The following is a 26,319-nucleotide window of genomic DNA, read 5'->3' on the forward strand; positions in this document are numbered from 1 at the left end:
TTAAGTCAGTGTCCACTCAGCCCGGGACAGACCACCCAACCTGACGCGGCGTGATGGCAGTGCCTTCGACAACCTAATCAAAGCCAATCTCAAGGCCTGAGGAGTTCCACCATGAAACTGATCAAACGTGACAACGTGACCCCTCTGCATCCATCAATGGAGGCTCGCGAGCATAAGTACCTCAAGCATCTGGCTTCAGCCATGAGTCACTACCTCGAGAACCCCCATGGCACTGAGCTTGTTTGCATCCTGGGCTCTGGCTACGAGAAGGATAATTGGCATGCTCTCGAAACCTGGGTCGCCTATCACCGCAACGAAGTTTTCGAAAAACGCCTGGAGGGGCGTAGCCCGCTGGATTACCTGATCGAGAAGCTTGAAAGCCTGTTGGCTAACTAAGTTCACAAGGGGCCGAAAGGCCCCTTCATCGTTCTACCCCGGCAGCAGCTCATACCAATATTTGCTGGGAGCAAAAGCCGTGCTGTTGCTACAGCTCAACTTGAACATCCAGTCAGGCAGTTAAAGACCCGGGTTGAAGGATTGGTTTACTATCCGGACGTGAGCCAGAGCACATTTTCTCCTGCCCGCTGATGGGCAAGAGGGAGGCCGGGAGAACAGGGACAGTGGTAAACAAGCAACGCGTATTGGCCAGTTGGGTGGGCGGGAATGATCTAAAGGCAGTTGCAGGTGCTGAGGCAGGCCCGATCCTGGCGACCCTGAGCACGGTGTCCTTTGATTGTGTCGAGCTGATTTGCTCATACCCCGCCGAACGCGTTGAACCCTATCTGGACTGGCTCCGCCAGCAGGTCGATGTACCCGTCACCGCGCATTACGTGACCTTGTCTTCCCCCGTTCATTTCGGGGAGATCTACCAGGCCGCCAGTCAGCATTTAAAGCGCCTCAATACTCCCGCAAACCAGCTCTCCATTCTGCTCAGCCCCGGCACGCCGGCCATGCAAGCGGTGTGGATTCTGCTGGGCAAAACGCGATACCCGGCGACTTTCTACCAGTCTTCACTTGAGCAAGGCGTGCAGCAGGTTGAGGTGCCGTTTGAAATCGCGGCTGAGTATGTACCAGCGGCCAATGCCATCAGCACCGACAAGCTGGTTCAGCTCGCCGGGCTGGATGCCCCTGTGGATGCAGCCTTCGACAGCATCGTGACGCAGAGCGAGCGGATGCTGGCACTCAAGGCGCAGGCGCAGATACTCGCGACGAAGCAGGTCCCAGTACTGATTTACGGTGAAACCGGCACCGGCAAAGAGTTGTTTGCCCGCGCCATTCACAATGCCGGCCCACGTTCTGCAGCGCCCTTTGTGGCGGTGAACTGCGGTGCCATCGTGCCGGAGCTGATCGACTCCACCCTGTTTGGCCACAAGAAGGGCGCATTCACCGGCGCAATTGCCGATCGCCCCGGGGTGTTTCAACAAGCCCATGGCGGCACGTTGTTTCTGGATGAGTTCGGCGAACTCACATCGGATGTGCAGGTTCGACTCCTGCGCGTTCTTCAGGAAGGTACCTTCACCCCGGTGGGCTCCAATCAGGAGCAAAAGGTGGATGTGCGGCTGATCACCGCCACTCATCGCAACCTGATGCAGGAAGTCGCCCAGGGGCGCTTCCGTGAAGACCTGTTCTATCGCATCGCTGTGGGTGTACTGCACTTGCCGCCGCTCAGAGAGCGCGAAGGTGACCTGCTGTTGCTGTCCGAAGCGCTGCTGGCAGGCATTGCCAGCCAGGACACCAGTCTCGGTGATAAGAAAATTTCCGCAGAAGCAAAAAATCTTATCCTTCAGCATCCCTGGCGTGGCAACGTTCGTGAGCTGCAATCCACCTTGTTGCGCGCAGCGCTCTGGTGTCAGGGTGATTTGATTACTGCCCACGATATCGAGCAGGCGCTGTTCAAGCTGCCGCAAGCGCAGGCCGATGTATTGGCCATGGATGTTACCCAAGGTATTGATCTACAACAGGTAATTGCCGAGGTGGCAGGGCATTATCTGCGCAAGGCACTGACGCTTACCGGCAATAACAAGACCCGGGCAGCCAGCCTGCTAGGCCTTAAAAGCCAGCAAACGCTGAGCAACTGGATGGACAAATACGGCATCGAATAAAAATGGCACGGTCCTCGCTATAGGACCGATATGGACAGAATCGCCTACATGAAATCAGTCAACTTCGAGTTCCTCCGCCCCGGCAACGAGCTGCTGGCGAACTTGGCCGGTCTTGCCGAGGCTGTACTGCACATCGATCCGGGCAGCGCGCTCACCCGTCTGCGCAGCTTTGCCGAAGAACTGACCAAAGCCATCTACAAGGAAGAGCTGCTGCCGCGCATGCCGCAGTCGAGCTTCTACGACCTGGTGAAAAACCCGGTGTTTGTTGATTGCGTCAGCAAGCCCCTGGTGCACCAGATCAACTTCCTGCGCATCCAGGGCAACGACACCGCCCACGGTGCCGAGGGCGATTTGCGCAATGCCCAGCTGGCTCTGAAAACGGCCTACCAACTGGCCATGTACATGGCCATCAAGTACTACGGCACCGCGCAAGCTTCGATCCCCGCATTTGCCGAGGTCAAAGACCCAGCGGCGATGCTGGCCACCCTGCAGAAAACCGTCTCCAGCTATGAGAAGGAACTCAACCAGCAGCAGGAAGCGCTGCAGAGCGTGATGGACAAGCTGGAGCAGGAGCGCACCCGCCACCTCGACAAAGTCGACCCGCCTGCCAAGCCTGACCAGCAAAAGCGTCAGCAGCAGAGCCAGCAGGTGGCCGACAGCCTGCAGTGGAACGAAGCCAAAACCCGCGCATTGCTGATCGACGCCATGCTCCTGCAAGCCGGTTGGGATGTCAGCAATCCCGCGCAGGTCGGCCAGGAAGTCGAGGTCGTCTTCCCCGGCAACGTCTCCGGCAAGGGCCGTGCGGACTACGTGCTATGGGGCGACAACGGTCAGCCCCTGGCCGTGATTGAGGCCAAGAAATCCGGCAATGTCAGCCTGCAGGCCGGGCGCGAACAGGCGCGCATGTACGCCGATGGCTTCGAGCGCATGGGCATGCAGCGCCCGGTGATTTTCTACAGCAACGGCTACGAAACCTTTATCTGGGACGACAAGCAGTACAACACCTACCGCCCGGTGTACGGCATCTACAGCAAGGACAGCCTGGAATACCTCGCCTATCAGCGCCAGTACCGCGTCCCCGCGCTGGAGAAACACAACCCAGAGCTGAGCATTGCCGACCGCCCCTACCAGATTGAGGCGATCAAAACCGTCGCCGCGCACTTCCAGCAGCAGCGCCGCAAAGCCCTGATCATCCAGGCCACCGGCACCGGTAAAACTCGCGTGGCCATCGCCCTGGCTGAATTGCTGCTGCGCACCGGCTGGGCCAAACGCGTGCTGTTCCTCTGCGACCGCAAAGAGCTGCGCGTGCAGGCCGATGACGCCTTCAAGCAAAACCTGCCCAGCGAGCCGCGCTGCGTGATTGGTGAAACCGGTCAGGTCGACCAGACCGCGCGCATCTACATCGCCACCTACCCAGGCATGATGAATCGCTTCGCTCAGCTTGATGTGGGCTTTTTTGACCTGATCATCGCCGACGAAAGCCACCGCAGCATCTACAACAAGTACCGCGACCTGTTCGACTACTTCGACGCGCTGCAGGTCGGTCTCACCGCCACGCCGGTGAAGTTCATCAGCCGCAACACCTTCGATATGTTCGACTGCGAAACCACAGACCCGACTTTCGAGTTCGGCCTCGATGCTGCCATCAATAATGAGCCGCCTTATCTGGCGCCATTCCGCGTGAAGGACCTCACCACGGACTTCCTACGCGACGGCATCCACTACAACGACCTCAGCGAAGATCAGAAGCGTCAGCTCGAAGAGGACCTCGGCGAGGAGGAAGCCAAGCGCACCACCATCGCCGGCAAAGACATTGGCCGCAAAATCTTCAGCGAAGACACCGACCGCATCATCCTGGAAAACCTGATTAACAACGGCATCAAGGACGAGACCGGCTCACTGGTCGGCAAGACCATCGTCTTTGCCCAGCGTCAGGACCACGCCGAGCACCTGGAAAAGCTCTTCTGCAAGCTCTACCCGCAGTACGGCACCAAGGTCTGCAAGGTCATCCACAACGCCATCCCGCATGTGGACACCCTGATCAAGGAATTCAAAAAGCCGGACAACGACTTCCGCATCGCCATTTCGGTCGACATGCTTGATACCGGCATTGACGTGCCCGAAGTGGTCAATCTGGTGTTCGCCAAGCCGGTCAAATCCTGGGTCAAGTTTTGGCAGATGATCGGCCGCGGCACCCGCCTGCGCCCCAACCTGTTTGGCCCCGGTAAAGACAAAACCGAGTTTTTGATCTTCGACCACTACGGCAATTTCGATTTCTTCGAGCAGGAGTATCAGGAGCCGGAAGACACCGGCAGCAAATCCCTGCTGCAAGCCACCTTCGAAGCACGCCTGGCGCTGGCCCAGGCCGCCCTGCGTCATAACCATGCCGCCGCCTTTGATGCCGCCATTGCCCTGCTGCGTGCTGACATCAACGACCTGCCCGACACCAGCGTGGCGGTAAAGCGTGAACTGCGCGCCGTGCACCAGTTGCAGCAAACCCAGCAGCTGCAGCAGTTCGATGGCAAAACCCAACACCTGCTGGCCAACACCATTGCCCCGTTGATGTCGGCCCGCGTGCTGCGCGACAAACACGCCACTGCGCTGGATAAGCTGATCGCCGGTATTCAGTGCTGCCTGGTCGAGCAGGCCAGCTGCTTCGAGGACGGCAAAATTGCCCTGCTGGCCGAGTTGGACAAGCTCGCCGTGAATATCCAGGCCGTCCGCCAGAAGGATGCCCTGATCGCCGAAGTACGCAGCGCCGACTTCTGGCTGCAGCCGAGCATCGACAAGCTGGAAAACGCCCGCCAGGAACTGCGCGGCATCATGAAATATCGTCAGACCGGCACCGGGCCGGGTGATGGCATAGGAACCACCAAAACCAAGGATGGCAACCTGCTGGGCGACGAGCGCGCGGTGTACATCACTGGCGCCAGCGAGGCCATGATCTACCGCCGCCGCCTCAAGGACATCCTTGCCGGTATGCTCGCCGCCAACCCGACCCTGCAGAAAATCCACAAGGGCGAACCCATTGTCGAGAGCGAGCTGAAAACCCTGACCTCGACCATCCTCACCAGCCACCCCGGCGTCAGCCTGGAGGTGCTCAACGAGTTCTACGGTCGCACAGCCGATCAACTGCACCTCACCGTACGCGAGATTATTGGCCTGGATGCACACGCCATCGAGGAACACTTCAAACAGTTCCTCCATGCCCATCCCAGCCTGACCGCCCAGCAGGTGCGCTTTATGAATCTGCTGAAAAACTACATCGCCCAGCACGGCAGCATCGTGATTGAAACACTCTACGACGCGCCGTTTTCCAGCATCTCCCACGAGGGCATCGACGGCGTGTTCGCCCCCGCCGATGTCACCGAGCTGGTGGCCGTGCTCAAACCCTTTTTGAAGAACCCCGACCAGCCCGGCACACCCGCCTGATGGCCGCTCAACCTACAGATCGAGACCACTGAATGCTCACCGGCAAAATCCGCAACGATATCGACAAGCTCTGGGAAAAATTCTGGACCGGCGGCATCACCAACCCGCTGACTGTGATCGAACAGATCAGCTACCTGATGTTCGCCCGCATGCTCGACATGCAGGAAGACGTGGCCGAGCGCAAAGCCAATCGCACCGGCAAGGCCTTCGACCGCCTGTTCCCCAATACCCCGGAAGGCCAACTGCTGCGCTGGAAGAACTTCCGCAACATGAGCGGCAAGGAGCTGCACAGCCACCTCAAGCAGAAGGTCTATCCATTCTTCGCCAAGCTCGGTGGTGCCGAAGGCGAGGGCGGTGAACGCGAGGGCCTTGGCCATATCAGCGAATACATGCAGGACGCCGATCTGGAGATCAAGAACGAGTCCGTGCTCACCTCCGCCGTGGAGATGGTCAACGACCTGCCGCTGACCCAGAGCGACGTGAAGGGCGATATCTACGAATACCTGCTGAGCAAGCTCACCACCGCCGGCATCAACGGCCAGTTCCGCACGCCGCGACATATCATCGACGCGATGATCGAGCTAATTGCCCCGCAGCCCACCGAGGTGATCTGCGACCCGGCCTGCGGCACCGCCGGCTTCCTCGCCCGTACCATGGAATACCTCAACCGTGTGCATTCCAGTCCGGAAGGCACCTTCACTGACGAAGACGGCAACCTGCATTACTCCGGCGACCTGCTCGAACCCTACCGCCAGCACATCAACAGCCAGATGTTCTGGGGCTTCGACTTCGACACCACCATGCTGCGCGTCTCCAGCATGAACATGATGCTGCACGGGGTGAACGGCGCGAACATCCGCTACCAGGACTCCCTGAGCAAATCCATCAAGGAGCACTACCCGCGTCAGGAGCAGGACTTCTTCGACGTGGTGCTGGCCAACCCGCCGTTCAAAGGCAGCCTGGACGAAACAAACACCAACCCCGACGTGCTCGGCCTGGTGAAAACCAAAAAGACCGAACTGCTGTTCGTCGCCCACATCCTCCGCTCGCTCAAGCTCGGTGGCCGTGCGGCGGTGATCGTGCCGGACGGCGTGCTGTTCGGCTCCTCCAAGGCTCACCAGCAACTGCGCCAGGAGCTGCTCGACAACAACCAATTGGAAGGCATCGTTAGCCTGCCTAGCGGCGTGTTCAAACCCTATGCCGGTGTCAGTACCGCCATCCTGATTTTCACCAAGGGCGGCACCACCGAGCGCGTGTGGTTCTACGACCTGCAGGCCGACGGCTACTCGCTGGACGACAAACGCAGCGAGCTGAAAGGCGAGGGCAGCAACGACCTGCCTGACGCCATCGCCCAGTGGCACAAATACCGGCAGATGGTCGAAGGCAATATCAGCGCCAGCACCATCAATACCCTGTTCGGCGACAAGCGCAAAAAGGCCTTTGTCGTGCCGGCTGAGGATATCGCCGCCAACAAGTACGACCTCTCCATCAACCGCTACAAGGAAGTGGAATACCAGCAGGAGGAGTACGAAGACCCGAAAGTGATTCTGCAGCGGCTTAAAGGGCTGGAGCAGGAAATCATGGCGGATCTGGATGAGCTGGAGGGGATGCTGTGAGTTGGCCTATATCTAGATTGGGCGAAGTTATTTCCTTTATTCGAGGCGTCACCTTTACGCCCGAGGATCAAGTAGAGCCATTCTCGGAGGGCTCTACAGTTGTTATGCGTACAAAGAATGTTCAGGTGGCGGGGCTGGATCAGAGTGATCTAATTGCTGTGCCTTCTGGATTTGTAAGAAGAAAAGAGCAGGCGCTTCGGGAGGGGGATATTTTAGTTTCTTCAGCAAATAGCTGGGAGCTTGTAGGAAAAGCTAGCTATGTGCCAAAGCTAGCCTATGAGGCGACTGCTGGTGGCTTCATTTCAATCGTAAGAGCGAAAGAATCCCGCGTTGACTCTAGATACTTGTATCACTGGGTGGCTTGTCCAGCCACTCAGCATAAGATCAGGCACTGTGGTCGCCAAACGACAAATATTTCAAACTTGGATGTTGGTAGGTTTCAGGATTTGGAAATCCCCCTCCCACCCCTGCCCGAACAAAAGCGCATCGCCGCCATCCTCGACAAGGCCGACGCCATTCGCCGCAAACGCCAGCAAGCCATCCAGCTCGCCGACGACTTCCTCCGCGCCGTGTTTCTGGACATGTTCGGCGACCCGGTGACCAATCCGAAGGGGTGGGATGTAAAGCGTATTGAAGAAGTTGCCGCAAAAGATAAATACGCTATCAAGGCAGGCCCCTTTGGTTCGGCTTTGAAGAAAGAGGATTATGTCCCCGAGGGCTACAAGATTTACGGTCAGGAACAGGTGATTCGAGATGACTTGGAGTATGGGGATTACTTTATTAATGAAGAAAAGTATGAGTCCCTGGCTTCTTGCTCTGTTTCAGAGGGGGATGTTTTGATTAGCCTGGTTGGTAGCTTTGGAAAAGTTTCTGTCGTTCCGAAAGATTATCATCCGGGCATAATTAATCCTCGCCTGATGAAAATTAGATTTAACGAGTCGTGCGCTAGCCCCTGGTATATGAAATACCTGCTCACTACAAAGGAAATGATTAAGAAAATCGAAGGCATGTCGCATGGCGGGACAATGGGTATTCTTAACGTTGGCAAGATTAGGGATTTAGAAGTTATAAATCCTCCATTAAATCTTCAAGAAAGTTTTTTGAAAATTTCCACTCAGGTTAGGTCTATCAAGGCTCGTTGTGAATTAGTTGCCGCCCATCCTCTATTTGACTCTCTAAGCCAGAAAGCATTTTCCGGCCAGCTGTAGATAAGGAAATCTCCATGCGTCTTAAGTCCGTCAAGCTCACCCATTTCCGCGGTTACCGCGCCACCACCGTCATTCCCATCGACGAGGCCATGACCGGCATCGTCGGTCGCAATGACGATGGCCAATCGACCAGCCTTGAGAGGTCGAGCTCGCTTGAATAGACAAGGCGCTCAGTGTGTCTTTCGCTGACACATGCTCACAGGCTGACTATGACTGCTGAATCCTCATCGATAGATGTCGCCCCTCACTGGTTGATGCGCCTGTTTGGCGCGCAAGCGGCCACCTTCTCGTTGGGTGACAAAGGGTTAGCGGTCACGACCAAGAGCGGTGAGAACTACCTGATCGAAGCGACGTCGCTGGCTAACGAGGCAACCTTCCAGGAGGGAATCGTTTTCTCCCGGCTGGTGCTGCAAACGGACTGCGGCGAAAAGGTATTCCCTGGCCTGCGCAAGGCTGACGGTGAACGGCTATTTCAGTGGCTGCGAGCGCACTGGTTACGCAAACTGGCGCCCGAGATAGAGCAGGTCGTTCGTAAAATCCGGGCCCTGCTGAACAAAGGGTATCCCCGCCAATCGCGGCTGGACGCGGCCAGGGTTATGGCCGAGCAAGCCCTGCAGCGTTTTCAGCGTGTGCCTGAGCCCCACTGGTGTACCGATGTAGATGTCAGCCCATTCAAGTGGCTGGCAGCGGTTACCCGGTGGCAGGAAGCAGACTGGGAAAAGCTGCGCAAGCAATACGTTGATGGGCAGCTGGCGCGCAACGGCGCGTTCTTCGACACGGTAGAGAGCCAGCCGCTTACCGAGCGCCAGCGCGTTGCCTGTGTCGTGGATGAGGATAACAACCTGGTGTTGGCGGGTGCCGGTACGGGCAAGACCAGCACCATGGTAGGCCGTGCAGGTTTTTTGATGGCGAGTGGTCAGGCCCGGGCTGCGGATATTCTGATGCTGGCTTTCGCCAACAAAGCTGCAAAGGAAATGCAGGAGCGCATCGATCACCGGCTGGGTAAGTGCGGTATCACCACCAGCACATTTCACAAACTGGGTAAGACGATTATTGCCAAGGTAGAGGGCGAGCAGCCCTCCCTTTCACCCTTGGCGGAAGACGACAAGGCGCTGGCCTGGCAGGTGAGCCAGTGGTTCGAGCAGCATCTCAAGACTCCCGAGTACCAGCGGCTGGCGATTGATTACTTCCAGCACCACTTGTACCCGGAGGCGAACCCCTTTGAGTTCGAGTCAGAGGGGGAGTACTACGACTACATCCTTGCCAATGATATCCGCACCCTTAAAGGCGAGGCCGTGAAAAGCCTGGGTGAGTGCCTGGTGGCGAACTACCTGTTCAAGCAGGGCATCGCCTACTTGTATGAGCCTGCTTACGAGCACAAGACAGCCAGCCCCCTTTATCGCCAATACCAGCCGGATTTCTATCCGCCCGAGCAGGGTATCTACATCGAGTATTACGGTATCGACCGGCAGGGCGGTACAGCCCCCTATGTAGACCGCGAGCAGTACCACCAAGGTATGGCGTGGAAGCGCCAGTTACATGCCGATAAAGGTACGCGCCTGGTGGAGCTGTACCACTATCAGTTAATGGAAGGTGGGCTGTTTGATGCCATCGACGCGCAGCTGGCCGCACTGGGTGTTCAGTACCAGGAATTGCCCCCGGAAGCGGTGCTCGAAACGCTACGCGAGTTTGGCGCAATCAATAGCTTTGCGGTACTGCTGGCCGATCTGCTGAAGCGCTACCGCGCTAATTGTTACGAGCAAGGGCAGGTGGAGGCTGCGATCAAGCGCGCGAAGAACCCGAAGCAGGTGGACGCTGCGCTGGCACTGCTGCGGCCCATTCTGGACGATTATCAGGCCCTGTTGGATAGCGCCGGGCATATCGATTTCGATGACATGATTGGCAAGGCTATTGAGTACGTCCGCGAAGGGCGTTTCCGTAGCCCGTGGCGATATATTCTGGTGGATGAGTTCCAAGATATCTCTGAGGCGCGTGCCCGCTTGATCAGGTATCTGCGGGACTCTGTGCCGGAGTGCTCGTTATTCTGCGTGGGTGACGATTGGCAGGCTATTTATCGTTTCACCGGCAGTGATCTGAGCTTTACAACGGCATTTAGTGAACGGTTTGGCACGACCAAAGTAACGGCCCTCGATCTGACGTTCCGCTTCAACAACAGCATCAGCGATGTGGCGACGCGCTTCGTGCTGGCAAACCCGATCCAGGTCAGGAAGCAGCTTAATACGCTGCAAAAGGTTAAACGCCCTGCGGTATCCCTGCTCAGGGAAGACAACCGGCCTAAACCCGGCAGCGAGGAGCCAAGCCGGCTGGAGAAGGTCGTTGCCCGCATCGCAGAAATTGCCGACCCTGGGAGCAGTGTCTATCTGCTTGGGCGTTACGGCTTTAACTTGCCAGACAGAGACGAACTGCGGCGACTCGCATCGCGATTCCCTTCGTTAGTGCTGGAGTGTCACACCATCCATGCTTCCAAAGGCAAAGAAGCGGATTACGTGGTGCTGCTCGGTCTGGAGACGGGCAAGCATGGTTTCCCCTCGCAGAAAACCACGCATCCGTTGCTGGAGGCATTGCTGCCGGCACAAGAGGATTTCCCTTACGCTGAGGAGCGTCGGCTGTTTTATGTGGCCCTTACCCGGGCAAGACAACGTGCTTATCTGATCGCCGATATGGCCGTGGCGTCGGCTTTTGTTGTCGAGTTGTTGAAGAACGAATACGAGCTCGATCTTGACGAGTTCTCAACATCACTCAGTCAGCAATTGCTGCACATGCTCAAGTGCATCAAGTGTAAAACCGGGACCATGGTGTCACGCCAAAGCCAGTTTGGCCGGTTTTTTGGCTGCAATAAATTCCCGCTCTGCGCTCACAAGGAGCGCGGCTGCGCGCATTGCGACTCGCAAATGCGCCGCGCTGGGCGCTTCAAGATTTGTATCAATCCAGACTGCCAACGTTGGGTGCCTACGTGCCCGAAATGTGGTGCGGAAATGACTCAGCGAAAGGGGCGAAATGGCGAGTTCTGGGGTTGCCGCAACTATCGGTCTGAGGGTGAGGGCTGCAGGCATACAGAAAACAGGATCATGTTCGATTCGGGTTTGCTGGTTGCGGGTAGTCATGAAAGTCGTTTTTAGAATTGGGCGCGAATATAGGGACATACGCTATGTCGGCACAGAAATACTCGGTTAACCAACACCTGATCGAAACCCTGCTGAGCTGGGTTAAATCCGGGGAGATCGCAATCCCGGAAATCCAGCGGCCTTTTGTGTGGGATGCCACCAAGGTGCGTGACCTGATGGACAGCCTGTATCAGGGCTTTCCGGTGGGTTACATCATTGCCTGGCGCAACCCGACGGTGAAGCTGAAAGATGGCTCGCTGGCTGAGGGCAAGAAGGTGCTTATTGATGGTCAGCAGCGTGTCACGGCGCTGACCGCCGCCATCGCCGGGCAGCAGGTGGTCAACCAGGATTACCAGCAGGTGCGTATCCGCATTGCCTTCCACCCCATCGAAGAACGCTTCGAGGTCAGCACCCCCGCCATTGAGAAGGACAAAACCTGGCTGCCTGATATCGCCCCCATCGTTAATGGCGAGCTGCGGTCTTACAAGGTGGCTAGAGACTATCTCGAGCTAAATCCAGATGTGAAAGAAGATCTGGTTTTCGAGCGTTTGGACAGGTTGTGCGATATCACCAAGAAGCAGATCGGCCTGATCGAGCTGGCGGCGGATCTGGATATCGAGACGGTCACCGAGATCTTTATCCGCATCAACTCCAAGGGTGTGGTGCTCAGTCAGGCGGACTTCGTGATGTCGAAGATCGCCGCTAACGAGGAGTTCGATGGCAACACCCTGCGCAAGACCATCGACTACTTCTGCCACCTGTCCATTGCGCCGGAGTTCTACGCGCATATCGAGAACAACGATAAGACCTTCGTGCAGACCGAATACTTCAAAGCTATGCGCTGGCTGAAGAGTGAAAACGACGACCTCTACGACCCCAGCTACTCGGACATGCTGCGCGTGGCCTTCACCACCAAGTTCAATCGTGGACGGCTGTCGGATCTGGTAGGACTGCTCTCTGGCCGTAACTTCGAGACGCGTAGCTACGAGAAGGAAATCGAAGAAGCGTCCTTCAAGACCCTGAGCGAAGGGGTCAGGGAGTTCATCAATGAAACGCACTTCAAACGCTTCCTGATGATCATCCGTTCGGCCGGCTACGTGGACAGCTCCATGATTGGTTCAGTCAACGCGCTGAACTTCGCCTACGTGCTGTACCTCAAGCTCAAACGCGACCTGGGCAACAACCCCAAGATCGAAAGCTGGGTGCGCCGCTGGTTCGTCATGTCGCTGCTCACCGGACGCTACTCAGGCTCGCCGGAGTCGCGCTTCGACAAGGACATCAAGGCCGTACACGAGCGACCCTTTGCTGACGTACTGGCTGATATCGAAGCGGCTGAACTGTCTGATGCCTTCTGGGATTTCGGTCTGCCGCAGGCCTTGAACACCTCGTCCGTCAACGCCCCGGCTATCAAGGTGTTCTGGGCCGCACAGGCCAATCGGGGTGATAAGGGCTTCCTGTCCAAGGACATCACCGTGCGTGACATGCTTACGCATCACGGCGATATCCATCACATCTTCCCGAAGAACTTCCTCAAGCAGCGGGGGCTGCTCAGAAGCAAGTACAACCAGGTGGCCAACTATGTGTACGTGCAGCAGGAAGTGAACATCAAGATCGGCGATACCGCCCCGGCCGCTTATATGGCGAAGGTCTTTGACCAGTGTCAGCAAGGCGCAGCGCACTATGGTGCGATCATCAGCCTGGATGACCTTAAGGCCAACCTGGCGGCCAACTGCCTCCCGGATGACCTCGCTGCCTATCAGCCTGAGCAGTTCGAAACCTTCCTCACCGAACGCCGCCGGCTGATGGCGCAGAAGATTAAGCAGTATTACTGGGGATTGTGAGGGGTATTTCCCACAGCGTTGTGAATGAGCCCCTCTTCGTGTCGGTAAACAAAATTACCAATAAATAACGGTTTTTACGTATATAACGATCTTTCTCGGCCTTCAAGATTGCATAACATACTGTTTTTAAAAGAAAACATGAGTTGGCACGGGATGCGCTTATAGGGAGATATCCAATTGACTATCAAGGAAGTACACAGTGTCAGAACTCAAAAAATTCCAGGTCCAAACCGCCCGTCCGCTGCCGATCATCGTTCTGGCTGACACCAGTGGCAGCATGTCTGTGGATGGCAAGATCGAGGCGCTGAACAAGGGCCTGAAAGACATGATCAGCAGCTTTGCCGGCGAGAGCCGCCTGCGGGCTGAACTGCAGGTCAGTTTGATCACCTTTGGCAGTCAAGCAGAGGTGAATTTGCCTTTGACTCCGGCTCATCAGTTGCAGGGCTTCACCCCGCTTACTGCTGCGGGGGCGACTCCGCTGGGTGGTGCTCTGGCACTGGCCAGCCAGATGATCGAAGACAAGGACAGCATCCCCTCCCGCGCCTACAAACCGGTAATCGTGCTGGTTTCCGATGGCCACCCTACTGATGACTGGCAGGGTTCCTTTGCTCGTCTGGCCAATGGCGAGCGCTCGTCCAAGGCCACTCGCTTTGCCATGGCCATCGGTGCTGATGCCGATGAGAGCATGCTCGGTGATTTTGCCAATGACCCGGAGGCACCGCTGTTCCGTGCCGAGAATGCTGCGGATATCCACCGTTTTTTCCGCGCTGTGACGATGAGCGTCAGTGCACGTAGCCGCTCGGCGACGCCGAATCAGTCTGCTCCGCTGCAAATCCCGACGGATGATCAGGACTGGGATTTCTGATGCGCTTGTTGGCGAGTGGGGCTTCGGTGAGGGGCCCCGCCCACCAGCAGGATGACTCACCTAACCAGGATGCCCTGGCCGTCAGTGGTATACGCGGCGGTTGGTGCGTTGCAGTTGCCGATGGATTGGGCAGTCGCCCCTTGAGCCACTTCGGTTCGCGCAAGGCGGTGCAGTTGTCACGGCACGTGCTTCGGTGCCAGGCGGACATTACTCATGCAGCGGTTACTGACGAGGTTCGCAAGGCCTGGCTGGCCTGTTTTGGCGAGCGTTATCGCCTGCATGAAACGACCTGCCTGTGGGCGCGCGTGGATGCCCGTGGCCGGGCTGTTGCCGGGCAGATTGGCGATGGATTGCTGCTGGCAAGAAGCGCTGGCGCTTTCAAGGTGCTGACCGATCAACGCCAGGGCTTCGGTAATCAGACCCTGACCTTGGCCCAGGCGGATGCCCGGAATACTCGCAGTTTCGAGTTTGAGTTGAGCCAGCCGGGTGATGGCGTACTGCTGATGACGGATGGTATCTCGGATGACCTGATTCCATCGCAGCTTGAGTCGTTTTTTGATGCCATTTACCGGCGCCAACTGCGTTGTAGTAGCAAGCGCCGCATGCGCCGCTGGTTGACGGGTGAGCTGCTGGACTGGTCGACGCCACGCCATGGTGACGACAAGAGCATTGCTGGAATTTTCTTAACGGATTGATACAGATGAGCACGAACAAGGCCGCGCCGCAGAAGCAGCGCATGGTGCAGGACAGCAAAGGTTCGGTTTATGAGCTCACGAGTGAGTTGAGCAGTGGTGGGCAGGGCGTTGTTTACCGCACCCAGTACCCACAAGCTCTGATCAAGGGGTTTACCAATAAGGATGAGCAGGCGCGCCGTCGTTGGCGTGAGCACATCGAATGGCTGACCCGGCAGGATCTGGCCGATTTGAAGCTGGCTAGACCGCTTGAACTGCTGGCTGAGCCACGCTGCGGTTATGTGATGGAGCTGATGGACGGGCTGGTGCCTTTGCAGGGGCTGCTGGACAGTTTTGCTAATGCTGAAGAAGAGGCGCATGAAGATTATCTGCGCCAGGGCGGGCTGCGTCGGCGTATTCGTATTCTGGGCCAGATGGCCAGAACACTGAATCAGTTGCACGGGCGCGGCATGCTCTACGGTGATCTGTCGCCGAACAATATCTTTGTCTCGGACGATCCGGCGTTTGCCGAGACGTGGTTGATTGACTGCGACAACATCAGCCTCGATAGCCACAGTGGCTTGACCCTGCACACCGTGGACTATGGCGCACCGGAAGTGGTGCGTGGTGAGGCGTTGTTGTCCAGCCTCACCGATTGCTGGAGCTTCGCCGTTATTGCCTATCAGTTGCTGACACACAACCACCCGTTCAAGGGTGAGATGGTCAGTGACGGTGAGCCCGAAGTCGAAGACGCCGCGCTGCGCGGTGAGCATCCCTGGATCAACGATAGCGCGGACGACAGTAACGCTTGCTTCGTTAATCTGCCGCTGCAGTTGCTGGAGCACAGCAAGCTGCCCCAACTGTTTAGCCGTTGCTTTGAGGGTGGGCGAACCAGCCCCTATGAGCGCCCGACTATGGCCGAGTGGCTTGAGGCGTTGGTTGAAGTGGATGAGCGTATGTACTGCTGCCCGGACTGTGGCAGTACCAGCCTGTTGCCAGTGGACTTGCGGGCAGCGGACGAGGCGGAGTGTTTTTTCTGTGAGGCGCCAGCTGACAGCCGTCTAGTTCTGTTTGAGGAATTCATTGCCTTGCCTGCCGAGCAGGACGAGGACGGGGAGATTCCTCAAGAGCTGGTGGCGACGGGGCGAAAGGTCTGGTTGCAGCCGGGAGGGGAAGTTGAGCTCAAGCGCTTGTTGCCGACGTTCAGCTATGACCGCTGGCCGGCGGACCATGTCCGCATCGAGTACAGCGACAAAGGCCTGGGGATTTACCCGCTGCCGGATAGCCAGTTGCAGTTGCAGCGCGGGGAAACCGTTAAAACGTTGCAGCGTTATCAGGGGATCAAGGAGAGCTTGCGTGGTAAGGATGAGGAGCCCTTTCTGATCCATGTGGGTGAGCCGGCGAAGTCAGGTCATAAGGACTCCAGGTTGCCCTCCAGTAAAGTCGTCTGGAAGTTCCGGTGGTGATAGCAAATGGAATTTAAAGATTTCCCCATGCTGTCAGCCGATGTGCTGGCGCTTTCTACAGATGAGTCCGTGGATGCCTTGCAGGACGGACAGGCGATTTTCCTTCAGCGCTACCAGCATGACTGGTTGGCGGTTCAGGGGGATGTGCGCATCCGCGTCAGTTGCACCCAGGCCGATGCCGAAATGTTTGGCCGTCTGGCCCTGCGTGATCAGACCCGCTGGTTGTTGACCGGTACGAAGAAGAACAAGCTGCTGGTGCAATACTGCGCACCGGTTGAAGTAACGGCAATGCAGCTTGAACTTGGCGTTGATGAGCTGCTTGCTGAGGATCTACACGCCAAGCACGAAATTGCCGACAGCACTGTTGAACTGGCCTGTCGCTGGTTTGTCGAGCACTTTGTGGTGCAGGGCCTGGCCGAGGGTGACTGGCTGACGGTTGCTCGCTTCAGCAATACCGCTAGCAAGGGCGGTTTTCAGTTGCTGGGTAATGGCTGGCGTGCCGATGTCGAGCAGCGCCAGGATGGCAGTTTTCTGCTCAAGCGTGTTAACCGTCATACCCATCGTGATGGTGCATTCTCCATCCTGCTTGGCCAATTTGAATTCAAGGATGCCTCTGTTGCGGCTGCACTCGGCAGTGCCAGTCAGCAGGCTCTGCTGAGTGCGGCGCTGCGTGACAACGCCAGCTATCTCGAACTCTGGAATCTTTACAACGATAAAGAGTGGCAAAGAGCTTTAGAGCAGGCAGAAAGTTTGGGTTCTCTGGCTTACGCCGAGTGCCACGGCTTTCAGGAGGGGCGTGGCAATGCCTGGCGTCTTATTCCCAAGTCGCAGGAGCAGTATCAGGCGTTCCGCGAGCGCTGGCGCGATCTGGAGCTGAGCAGCAATGATCAGTTTGATCTGGGCGATCAGCGCCCGGACTGGCTGGAAGAGCTTTCATCCGAGAAGGCTCAAAGGACTGCCAATGCTCCGCGGGGGACTATTCGCTTCGAGCCAGATTGCGTGATTTTCAAACAGGCGGCGGGTAAGACCAACATCCGACCGAAAGCGGGGGAGGGCTGGTTGTATCTGTCTCTTGCCGGCCAACGTTCGATGGGTAAGCGTCGCTTGGCAGCCAAGCAGTCGATTGACTCGGGCAAGCGGCTGCCGCAATTGAAATGGCTGCTGGAAGGGGTTGCGGTTCCTGCTGCGCGACGACGCCCGATCAGCGGGCTGACCCCATACGTGCTGGAGTCTTTCAAGGGTGGCAAGCCGACCGAGAAGCAGGCGCTGGCGCTGGATTGCGCGCTCAATACCCCTGATCTGGCAATCATCATCGGCCCTCCTGGTACCGGTAAAACCCAGGTTATTGCAGCATTGCAGCGTTGTCTGGGTGAGCGAGCGGAGAAGCAGAATATTGCGGCGCAGGTACTGGTCAGCAGTTTTCAGCATGATGCCGTCGACAATGCACTGGAGCGTAGCGATGTATTCGGCTTACCTGGCGCGCGGGTGGGCGGCAAGCACGGCGAGAGTGATCAGGCGGCTTTGATTGAGCCTTGGCTGGAACGCCAGGCGGCTCATTTGCACCGCAAGATTGCGCAGGAATACAGCCGCTTCCCTGAGCTTGAGCAGTTGCGGGCCATTTCCGCGAGGTTGGCCCTTGCCCGGGTAGCGAGTACCGGCCCTGCACAGCAGGCGGATGAGTTCCAGCGCCTTTTGCATGACTTGCGTGAACTGGAGCAAAGCGGCCTGGCATTGCCGCCCCGGCTTGAAAGTCAGTTCGAGGAGTATATCGATACGCTTGCCGGTCAAGCGCCGGCTACAGCTGCGGGAGGTCTGCCTCCCTCTCAGCTGCTCAGGCGTATCCGTGCTCTGCGTGTCGAGGTTGCTGCCTTTACCGATGATGGCGGCGAGCGTGCCTGGGATCTGCTGAGCTGGCTCAAGCGCCATGAAAAAGGTGTGGCCCCGGAGCTGCTGCGCCTGCTGGAAGAACTTGCCGACAGCTCGCACGTTGAGCCGGCGACCCTTCAGGCTCTGAAGATCTGGAAGGATCTGTTGCTTGATCAGCACTTGCCGGATTACCGGCCGGCTGCGCTGAAACGCCAGGTAGACCCTGATGGCCTAGCGCTGCTTGATGAGGTGGATCGCTATCTGGAAGACCGCATGGCCAAGCGCAAGCAGGGGGTTGCATGGGTCTTGGAGCAACTGGTCGATAGTCTGGAGTCCGATCGTTCCGCTGCGCGGGCTGTGGTCAATGAGTATTCGATGGTGGTCGGTGCAACCTGCCAGCAGGCTGCGGGCAAGCAGATGGAAATGTTGAAAGAGGTATCCACTAGCTCCAACTCGGATATCGAGTTCGATACGGTTGTCATCGACGAGGCAGCACGGGCCAATCCATTGGATCTGTTTATTCCGATGTCCATGGCCAAGCGGCGGATTGTTCTGGTGGGCGATGACCGCCAGCTCCCGCACATGCTTGAGCCGGATATCGAGGGGCAGTTACAGGAGGAGCATGAACTGACCGAACTGCAACTGGCGGCTTTCCGATCCAGTCTTTTCGAGCGTATGCGGGTCAAGCTACAGGATTTGGAAAAGCAGGATTCGATTCGCCGTGTGGTGATGCTTGATACCCAGTTCCGCATGCATCCGGTCTTGGGCAACTTTGTCAGTAAGCACTTCTACGAATGTGAAAACCTGGGGGTTCTGCATTCCGGCAGGCCGGCAGAGGCGTTTGTATTCAGCCAGGAGCTGCTTTCCAGGCTGGGGCCGCTGGCGGAGTCCTACCGTGGCCATGTTTGTCAGTGGATTGATGTGCCGGCGGTACAGGGGCGTGATCAGCGCCGGGGAACTAGCCGGGTTCGAGAGATTGAGGCGCAGCGCATTGCTGACGAAGTGGTAAAGCTGATGCAGGCCGGCGGTGAGGCGTTGTCTGTTGGCATCATTACTTTCTACGCGGCACAGCGCGATCTGATCATGGAGAAGCTCGCTCAGCAGAAAATCGACGGTACTCCCTTGATGGTAAAGCGCGAGGGGGGCTACGAGCCGCATGAGCAGTTCAAGTTGACCCGCAAGGTGCAGGCAGATGGAAGCGTGGTTGCAGAGGAACGCTTGCGGGTTGGCTCGGTGGACGCCTTCCAGGGCAAGGAGTTCGATGTGGTGCTGCTGTCTTGCGTGCGCAGTTTCCAGCCCAATCGCTCGGTGCGAGCTGCTGCCAGCGAGGGGGATGAGCGTGAGCTGCAACTGAACCGTCAGTTTGGTTTCCTGCGTTTGCCAAACCGCATGAACGTGGCCATGAGCCGGCAAAGGCAGATGCTGATTTGTGTCGGGGATGCTGCTTTGGCCAGTAACCCGGATGCACAAGAGGCTGTACCAGCTCTGGCTGCTTTTTATCAGCTGTGTGGGGGTGAGCATGGCTGCATTCGCTGAAACCGGTATTTATCTGCAGTTTGCTGAAAAGCCTCGCGGCGAGGCCAGGCCCTTGTTGTGGCCGGTGCTGGTTCATCGCGTGCTTTATCCCGAGGCAAAAGAGGCTCAGTTGAATCTGTTCCAGCGCGCTGTGCTGGGGTTGATCCGGGCACAGTTGACGCAAGCGGAGGCAATCGCTGAGTTGACCGGGCTGCATGTCAATCTGATCAAGCTGATACTGGCTCAAGGGGTGAGTAACGGCTGGCTGACTGATAGTGCCCGTGGGCTGACTGAAAAAGGCGAGCAACTGCTGGATGGTGAGTCTGTTGAGGATGACAACCTGAAGGCTGGTTATCTGTTCCAGGATGCTATCAGTGGTCAGTTCTGGCCACGCTTCGCTGAGCAGCTTGATTCGATCGAGCCCGAAGATCCGCTGCAACGCTATCCCGTATTCAAAGGGGAGCGGAAAAGCGGCAAGTCAATCCGGCCGTTTGTGATGGCGGCGGGCAAGTCATCACTGCCGACGTTGGATCATGAGGCGCTGGCGATAGCTTATCGCGACTATCGGGATGATTGCCGGGCAGCTCGGCAGCTCGATAGCGGCCAGTTCCCGCAATTCCTTAAGTTGTCTGGTGTGCAGCGGCTGGATGATACCGCCAAGCCTGCAAGGGTACTGCTCTGGGCCAAGCCTGATGACGAGGGGCTGGAGCTGTGGGCAGTCGACGATCCGTTTGCGCTGCGAGCCAACGCCTGGTGGTTACAGGATGCTTTGCGGGAGCAGACTGAGGGGGGTAACAAGTACCTGCTCAACCATTTACAGCCTTTGGTTTCTGTTCCGCGTGCGGATGATCAGACGGTTGAGCAGTGGCTGCAGGCCATGCGCCAGCAGGCGGATATGCAGGTGCTCACGGAATACCCCTGGGCGGCGCGGCAACCGGATATCAAGCGGCATTTGGCAGCCCTGCTACTGCGTATGAACAAGCTGGAACAAGGCGACCAGAGTGAGCAGGAACTGGATGCTGCAGTGATGGAGTGCCAGAAACTGCTTGAGGTCCTCATGCAGTGGTTGATTCACCAATATCCAGTTGAAGCAGGGCATCTGCCCAAACAGAAAATCGTTAATCGAGAGCTTAATGAGCGCTTGCTATCAGCCTTGCAGTTACCGGCCTTTACCTCGGGGGTTATCAGTACGCTGGCTGGGCAAAAGATTGGCCAGGTTATTCGGGCTTGTTCCCGGCCAAGCGATTCTCTCAAAGCTTTGCTGTTTGCTGCAGCAATGGGAACGCTCAACCACTCTGGGCACCCGTTCAAGACGCTGTTAGCTCGCGAGCTGCAACTTGACAGGCTGTTGCTGCTTGCGGATTTGCGTAACCGCAGCAGCCATGCGCAGAGCCGCTTTACCGGACGAGAAGTCGCCCCCCTCACCTATGAGGAAACGCTGGATAACATCCAGTACGCGCTGGGCTTCACCGAATTTTTTAAGGAATGGATGTAATGGGCAAGAAAAGCTCGAACAAGTTTGGTCCACAGCAAATCCCAGCAGCGGCACCGTCTGCGGCCGGTATGGCCCGTGCTTCAGTGGAGCAGCAAGTGAATGTATTGAGCGCTTCTTTCGAGAACGCTTCCAAGGCCTATCAGTCCTTTGACATGACACTGGATATTTCTGTCGAGCGTGAGTGGTTGCGCGGCGTCTGCGAGCGTTTTGAGGGCGACAGTGATCTGGTTCGCTGGATTGAGCAATTCGCCACGCTCTGCAAGGAGTTGGTGCGCTTCAAGGAGCGTTTGCATGACGAATATGCCGAGCGGTGGGCTGCTGCCAGCAAATTAGCTGAAACTGCCGAGGTGGCGGCACTGGCGCAGGTAGCCGAACAGGAAGCGCTTGTGGCCGTCCGCTCCGGACTGGATGCAGAGAAAGCTGAGCTCAAGGCTGAGTGGGACAAGCTGCTTGAGGCTCAGCAGGAATTGGCGCTGAAGATGGCCGAAAATTTGGAGGCCGAGCGTTCCCTGAATATGCGAGAGGCCAATGCGCAAGCCGGCTTTGTTGCGGAAAACGAAGCGGCTTTACGTAAGCTGGAGGCGCAACAGCGTCAGCAGGTGCGTCAGCATGAAGCGGATCTTCAGTCGTTGCGCGAAGACAAGCACCAGCTCGACGGTGAAATTTCCCAGGCAGCAAGGCGGCTGGCGGAGGTCAAGTTCAGTTGCACGGAGGCAGAGGCTGAACGTGTCAGGTTGCTTGATCAGCGTGAGCACGACATCAAGCAGAAAGTGGTCGAGTTAGATCGTGCGCGTAGCCGCCTGGATCGTGAGTGGGCGGATATCCAGGCAGAGGAAAAGGCCTTGCAGCAGCGTCTGGATGAGGAAATGGCATCCGAGCGGGCGAATCATCACCAGGTTGTTGCCAAGCTGGAAGAGCAGCGTGAGCGGGCCTGGAGCAAGGCGAATGAACTCAAGGAGCAGCTGCTCGATATTCAGGAGCTCAAGCAATCCCTGGGCGAAGTATCCGGAGCTGAGATCCTGCAGCAACTGGAAGCGCTGCGTCAGGAAAACCGTGAACTCAAGCGCAGCCTGGAGCAATCGGATACGGCGCAATTGCAGCGCGATAATGACTACCTGCGTGACAGCAAGGCTGATCTTGAAAGAGAAGTAGCTGAGCTACGCCCTGAGCGGGATGAGCTGCGTCGTGAGTTGAGCGGCAAGCGTGTCGCGGCTACAGAGCTTGAGGCTGTCGCGCGTGAGAAGCGCGTTCTGGAGCAACACAAAAATACGCTCGCGGTGCACATCAATGATCTGGAAAGCCGCATCGAGCAACTGACCAGTGCCCAGAAGACCCAGACGCCATTCCCGGCAATGACGCTGATGGATACAGGTCGTGATTTCAGGGCGCGCATGGATCTGGATGCGGTGCCTGATCTCAAAACGTTTGCAGAGCAGTTGCAACACCGGATTGCCCTGGCTGAAAAGCCTGTAGAGCTGTTCTATCCGATCGAGGATATCCGCGTGTTGCTGGGGGGCTTGGCCATGAGCCAGCTGCATGTCTTCCAGGGTATCAGTGGTACCGGTAAGACCAGTTTGGCCAAGGCATTTGCCAAGGCTATGGGGGGCTTCTGCACAGATATCTCAGTGCAGGCCGGTTGGCGTGATCGGGATGATCTTCTTGGTCATTACAACGCCTTTGAGCGACGGTTCTACGAGAAGGACTGCTTGCAGGCGCTATACAAAGCGCAGACCCCGCGTTGGGAAGACACCTGCAACATCATCCTGCTGGATGAGATGAACCTGTCGCGCCCTGAGCAATACTTTGCCGAGTTCCTCTCTGCCCTGGAGAAGAACAACCCCGATGAGCGCTTGATCAGCCTCTCGGAAACGTCGTTGCCCAATGCACCTGCGATGCTGGCCGAGGGCCGCAAGATCAGGGTGCCAGCCAATGTCTGGTTTATTGGTACCGCGAACCATGATGAAACCACCAATGAGCTGGCGGACAAGACCTATGATCGTGCTCATGTAATGACTCTGCCCAAGCAGGATAAGCGCTTCACGATCAAGTCGTTTGAGCCGGCCAACTACTCTTATCGCTCCTTGCGCAAGGCATTTGGCAAGGCAAGTGCTGAGCGCAAGGAGGAGGTCGTCAAGCTACTGAAGGACCTGACCGGCGATGCCTTCACCGAACAGTTGGGCAGTCAGTTTGAGCTGGGCTGGGGGAACCGCTTTGAAAAGCAGGCGCTGGATTTCATCCCTGTCATGCTGGCTTGCGGGGCTTCTTCGGGGGAGGCGCTGGACCACTTGTTGGCCACGAGAATCATGCGCCCTGGCAAAGTGACCGGCCGCTACAACGTTTCTGCCGAGACGCTGCGCAATCTGAAAGGCGCTCTGGAGGACTTCTGGATCAGCGCTGATCTGGCGGGTGATCCGCGCAAGTCTATGGAGCTGTTGGAGGCTGATATTCGTCGCCTGGATGGCCGTAGCTGATGTGGTTTGATCGTTTTACGGGTGAGCAGTGCCGGCAGTTGCCGGCACTCATTCAGCCCGGTCGCTATCAGTCTGTGAATGACGGGCCTGCATTTAATGGCCATACACCGGTATTTACGGGTGTGCTGGTGAGTGATGGTGATCAGCGCTGCCAGTTGGGTGATGAGGCTTGCACTTTTACGCCGCCGCAAAAAAGTCTGGCGGCGGCAACGGAATTGCTGAGCAAGGTCATTGCGACGATTGATGCCGAGGCACTGCAGGCGCCTTTGATGTCTCCTTTGATGCCAGCTTCCATCATCGATGCCAAGAGCCATCTGCAGCCCTTTGAGGAGCGGCTTCTGGATGTGGTGAAGCAAGGGCATCTGCATCACATCTCGCAGCGTCCGCGCCTCGATCTTCACTATGAGGATGAGGTTGCTGATATCGGGCGTGCACGTCGTTTGGCCAAAGGGGCGCTGGTGCATCTGGCCTCGCACTCGGAGTGCTGGCAGCGGCAGACGTTGAGTGGCGTGATCCCCAAGAAGGTACTGGCCCGCTTCAGCGAAGATGACTATGGCATCTATGAGAATCGTGTCTATGCGCGCTTGCTGGATAAGATTGAACGCTATTTGCACGCGCGCTTGGCGGAGTTGCGTGGCTTGCAGGCGACGCTGAATCAGGCGCTGCGCTTCTATGAGGCGGAGAATGTCGATTACCGTCTGCGTGAAGAAATTTGCCGCTTGTGGGGGATGACATTCAGCGCAGAGGAAACCAGTAACGCATCAAAGTTGCTTGGTGAAACGCTTGAAAAGCTTGAACGCTTGTACCAGACGATTGCGGGCCTGCAGCAAAGTGGTCTGTATTTGTTGGTCAGCCGGCAGGCACAAGTGACAGGTGTGCTGCATATGACCAACATCCTTGGTCACGATCAGCATTACCGGCATCTGGCTATCTTGTGGGATCAGTTGGCCAAGGTGACACAGGCCAAACGTGCCACGCCGGCAGAGCGCTTCAGGCAGAACCAGTCTCTTGCTTCTGCCTACTCTCACTACGCTGGTCTGGTCATGAGGAGGGCGCTGCTGCCTTATCTGAATGGCCAGGACGAAGGTGTCTGGGCCGGAAGGCACATACTTCTTCGGCAACGTGGGCTGGAGTGGCAATTGCTTAGCAGTTCTCCTGCCCTTTCAACGCCAGAGGACGTATTGCTTACCATTGTGCCCTGGCTGAGTGATGCGCCTGCTCCTGAGGTGACTCCACAGAGCAAGGAGCGGTTTATCGCCTGGCCGGCAATGGGGCAGGAGATTGATGCAGCCTATTGTCCAGAGCAGTGGATACCGCTGTCTCCCACAGACATGTATTGCACGGAGCGCTTTGGCTTGCTGGTTGATCAGGTGCTTTGCCGAATGGCTATGATTACGTATGCGCAGCCGTTGCAAAAAATCCCGCAAAAGGTGCTGGAACAGGCAAAGCAGGTTGCGGGGGTTCAGGTTAATTCAGAGCAAAATGAACTGATTGTTACTGAGGCCTTGGCCGAGGAAGCAGTGACGGCGCTCAAGGAGGCTTTGGTTTCCTCTAACTCCACTGCGCAAGCGTCAGCCCTGGAACGTCACAACCAGGCGATTCTTGCTTTGGAAAAGTGCCCGGTTTGCACTGGCAGGGCTCCGCTGGTTTTCCAGAGCCCTGTAGGGTTCAAAGCCAACTGTTTGGATAAAAAATGCGCAACGCGCTATCTGCGCTTGGAGCAGGCCGGGCGTGTTTTTGAGCAGTCAATATCGGAGTCCACTGGGTTTACGGTGGTTGGACGAAGGGCATTTACGATTAGGCAGATGGCTGGCGCCTGAGATGATGCCCGGCCGCTAACGTTCATTTGCGACAGGTTGTGCAGTTGTTCGTCGGTTTGCCAGGCGCTGTGGCACCTCGATACGGCCCACCACGCGTTCTCGACCAAAAACAGCAGGCTGCTTGGGTTGACGAACTTTTGACAAGTCAGCGTCCTGTGCAGGTCTGATATGCAATTTGTGACCAGCCCCAGATCGACGGTTCCCGTAGACGCTGATTGATTCGATGGATTGGTGCCCCGTCATGTAGGCGATGGCCTTATCGCTCTCGCTGGAGGCTTTTAGGTTTGAGCCCAATTGGTGGCGGAAGCTTTTCAGGGTTGGGTGCTGCTTGCGCCTTGGCCACAGCGCTCTGCACTCTTTGCGTAGACGATCCCGAATAGCTGTATTGGTACGTTGGCAGATACGCATACATTTCGCTGCGCCCGCCACAGCCTGGAGCACCGCAGGGTCGTCAATGACCAGTGTTCTGTCGGAGCCCCTATCCTGCGGGACGCTTTTTCCGCCGATGACATGGATGTTGGATTCCACGGCCCTCCGGCCACCCGCCTGGGCAGGCAGCGACGCAAGATTTCTTCACTACCATCGACTAGTAGCTGCAGCTCGATTTATGGCTAGTACTCAAAATCCCCGCTCGCAAAATAGGGCGCCAGACTTTGAGGCACGGTTTAGGCACAGAATTGGCACAGCCCGAAAATGAGTCGAAAAGGAGCGCTGCGGGCAGTACTCACCACAATCTGAGTATCCGCATGGAGATCAATTTTGAGAGATTAGCCAATTCGGGATCTGGATCGGCAGAGCCTTAGGAAAAGGCTTTTAAATCATACAG

Annotated in this window: 15 protein-coding genes; all 15 read left to right on the top strand. The window is 57.1% G+C overall.

Features of this window, described 5'->3' with window-relative positions; all coding sequences use genetic code 11:
- Window positions 1-111 precede the first annotated feature (111 nt).
- The 15 genes from HMPREF2886_RS19240 (at window position 112) to HMPREF2886_RS19305 (ending at window position 25,493) form a co-directional block, all read left to right on the top strand.
- Window positions 112-396, top strand: a complete 285-nt coding sequence (locus tag HMPREF2886_RS19240; RefSeq protein WP_043105886.1) for a hypothetical protein — start codon at window positions 112-114, stop codon at window positions 394-396.
- 224 nt (window positions 397-620) lie between these two features.
- Window positions 621-2,102, top strand: coding sequence for a sigma-54 interaction domain-containing protein (locus HMPREF2886_RS19245; protein ID WP_083318582.1), 1,482 nt, complete (start codon window positions 621-623; stop codon window positions 2,100-2,102).
- 48 nt (window positions 2,103-2,150) lie between these two features.
- A complete protein-coding gene (locus tag HMPREF2886_RS19250; protein WP_070748120.1) occupies window positions 2,151-5,534 on the top strand; it encodes a type I restriction endonuclease subunit R in 3,384 nt (1,127 codons plus the stop codon).
- Window positions 5,535-5,566: 32 nt separating this feature from the next.
- The gene (locus HMPREF2886_RS19255) at window positions 5,567-7,150 is read left to right on the top strand and encodes a type I restriction-modification system subunit M (RefSeq protein ID WP_070748093.1); all 1,584 of its coding nucleotides are present in this window, start codon (window positions 5,567-5,569) and stop codon (window positions 7,148-7,150) included.
- Entirely contained in the window at window positions 7,147-8,358 is a 1,212-nt protein-coding gene (locus tag HMPREF2886_RS33540) for a restriction endonuclease subunit S (protein ID WP_083318580.1), read from the top strand. Before HMPREF2886_RS19255 ends, HMPREF2886_RS33540 begins: the two co-directional genes overlap by 4 nt.
- 14 nt (window positions 8,359-8,372) lie before the next feature.
- On the top strand, window positions 8,373-8,519 hold the full coding sequence (locus tag HMPREF2886_RS34330; RefSeq protein WP_139148410.1) for an ATP-binding protein: 147 nt from the start codon (window positions 8,373-8,375) through the stop codon (window positions 8,517-8,519).
- Window positions 8,520-8,567: 48 nt separating this feature from the next.
- The gene (locus HMPREF2886_RS19265) at window positions 8,568-11,498 is read left to right on the top strand and encodes a UvrD-helicase domain-containing protein (RefSeq protein ID WP_083318581.1); all 2,931 of its coding nucleotides are present in this window, start codon (window positions 8,568-8,570) and stop codon (window positions 11,496-11,498) included.
- A gap of 29 nt (window positions 11,499-11,527) precedes the next feature.
- Window positions 11,528-13,324, top strand: coding sequence for a GmrSD restriction endonuclease domain-containing protein (locus HMPREF2886_RS19270; RefSeq protein ID WP_070748099.1), 1,797 nt, complete (start codon window positions 11,528-11,530; stop codon window positions 13,322-13,324).
- Window positions 13,325-13,523: 199 nt separating this feature from the next.
- Entirely contained in the window at window positions 13,524-14,189 is a 666-nt protein-coding gene (locus HMPREF2886_RS19275) for a vWA domain-containing protein (protein ID WP_038664489.1), read from the top strand.
- Window positions 14,189-14,884, top strand: a complete 696-nt coding sequence (locus tag HMPREF2886_RS19280) for a PP2C family serine/threonine-protein phosphatase (RefSeq protein ID WP_065278677.1) — start codon at window positions 14,189-14,191, stop codon at window positions 14,882-14,884. The genes HMPREF2886_RS19275 and HMPREF2886_RS19280 overlap by 1 nt, the downstream gene beginning before the upstream one ends.
- Window positions 14,885-14,889: 5 nt before the next feature.
- Window positions 14,890-16,326, top strand: a complete 1,437-nt coding sequence (locus HMPREF2886_RS19285) for a protein kinase domain-containing protein (protein WP_041110531.1) — start codon at window positions 14,890-14,892, stop codon at window positions 16,324-16,326.
- 6 nt (window positions 16,327-16,332) lie between these two features.
- Window positions 16,333-19,728 carry a DEAD/DEAH box helicase gene (locus HMPREF2886_RS19290; protein WP_070748101.1) on the top strand — a complete coding sequence of 1,132 codons (3,396 nt, stop codon included), beginning with the start codon at window positions 16,333-16,335 and terminating at the stop codon, window positions 19,726-19,728.
- On the top strand, window positions 19,712-21,202 hold the full coding sequence (locus HMPREF2886_RS19295) for a hypothetical protein (protein ID WP_041110560.1): 1,491 nt from the start codon (window positions 19,712-19,714) through the stop codon (window positions 21,200-21,202). The genes HMPREF2886_RS19290 and HMPREF2886_RS19295 overlap by 17 nt, the downstream gene beginning before the upstream one ends.
- Window positions 21,202-23,673: an AAA family ATPase gene (locus tag HMPREF2886_RS19300; RefSeq protein WP_070748103.1), complete on the top strand. Its 2,472-nt coding sequence runs from the start codon at window positions 21,202-21,204 to the stop codon at window positions 23,671-23,673. The genes HMPREF2886_RS19295 and HMPREF2886_RS19300 overlap by 1 nt, the downstream gene beginning before the upstream one ends.
- Complete coding sequence (locus HMPREF2886_RS19305) at window positions 23,673-25,493, top strand: hypothetical protein (RefSeq protein WP_256562552.1); 1,821 nt, start codon at window positions 23,673-23,675, stop codon at window positions 25,491-25,493. Before HMPREF2886_RS19300 ends, HMPREF2886_RS19305 begins: the two co-directional genes overlap by 1 nt.
- Window positions 25,494-26,319 lie beyond the last annotated feature (826 nt).

This window comes from Pseudomonas sp. HMSC066A08 (assembly GCF_001813025.1).
GTDB classification, from domain to species: domain Bacteria; phylum Pseudomonadota; class Gammaproteobacteria; order Pseudomonadales; family Pseudomonadaceae; genus Pseudomonas; species Pseudomonas aeruginosa.